Origin of the sequence: Larkinella terrae (assembly GCF_009668025.1) — a bacterium.
Taxonomy (GTDB): domain Bacteria; phylum Bacteroidota; class Bacteroidia; order Cytophagales; family Spirosomataceae; genus Larkinella; species Larkinella terrae.
In genome coordinates, this window is sequence record NZ_WJXZ01000008.1 from 1 (window position 1) to 1,073 (window position 1,073).

A 1,073-nucleotide genomic window follows, 5' to 3' on the forward strand; every position below is an offset into this window, starting at 1 on the left:
AGAGGGCGTCTTTCATGTGCATATCGAAGAGAAAAATGCTGACGAGAATGACCCGGACCGGAAAAACCTACTCTCCAAAGGCTTCTTTCCGACGATAACGGTGCAGGATTTTCCTATTCGGGGCCATCAGGTTTTCCTGCACATCAAGCGCCGTCGGTGGCTTAATACCCAGACCGGCAAAGTCGTGTACAGAGACTGGACCGAAGTAGGAAAAGGAACGCGGATGACCAGTGAGTTTTCCGCTTTTTTAAAAGACATCAGTCGATACCAACCCGACTGATACCCAAACCATTGGGCGATTCTTTGGGGTTAATGGGAAAGCATTGCTTCGTCAGTATCGGAATTTTCAGGGCGGTTTTAACCAATGGGGCCAGAAATCGCATGCGAAACAGTGGCTTTTGTATCCTCAGAATCTGGGAGCACACCTTTCGATTGATGAGACTTCGCTTTCGCAAGGCGAGTTATACACCATCCTAACCAATAAAGACGCCAAAGGCGGAAAGGGAAGCATTGTGGCCATTATTGCCGGTACGAAGGCCGAAGCGATCATCCCAATCCTGCGGAAAATGCCCGAAAAGCTCCGCAAAAAGGTCACCGAAATTACCCTGGACATGGCGGGCAATATGGGCCTTATTGCCAAAAAATGCTTTCCCCGCGCCACGCAGGTCACCGACCGATTCCACGTTCAACAATTAGCCCTGGAAGCGGTCCAGCAGATGCGTGTCAAGTATCGGTGGGAAGCGCTCGATGCCGAAAATGAAGCGATTGAACAAGCCAAATCAACTCAGTACGGGTACAAACCGGAAGTACTTTCCAATGGCGATACGCTTAAACAACTGCTGGCCCGCAGCCGGTATGTGTTCTATAAAAAATCGGCGGATTGGACTGACAGTCAGCGAGAACGGGCCACCTTGCTGTTTGAGCGCTATCCTGATTTGAAGACCGCTTATGAACTGAGTCAGTCCCTTAGTTACATTTTTGAAACTACCACCGAAAAGCTCTACGGTTTAGCGCGCCTGGCTAAATGGCATGAAAAAGTCCGGCAAGCCGGATTCAAGTCTTTCAACACGGTA

The 1,073-nt window shown here is 49.7% G+C and carries 2 protein-coding genes; both read left to right on the forward strand.

Going from position 1 to position 1,073, the window contains the following annotated elements; all coding sequences use genetic code 11:
* On the forward strand, window positions 1–280 hold a 280-nt coding region (locus tag GJJ30_RS32045; protein ID WP_170299194.1), incomplete at its 5' end, for an ISAon1 family transposase N-terminal region protein.
* 10 nt (window positions 281–290) lie between these two features.
* Window positions 291–1,073: ISAon1 family transposase (locus GJJ30_RS14520; protein WP_438821597.1), on the forward strand; the 783-nt coding region annotated here is incomplete at its 3' end.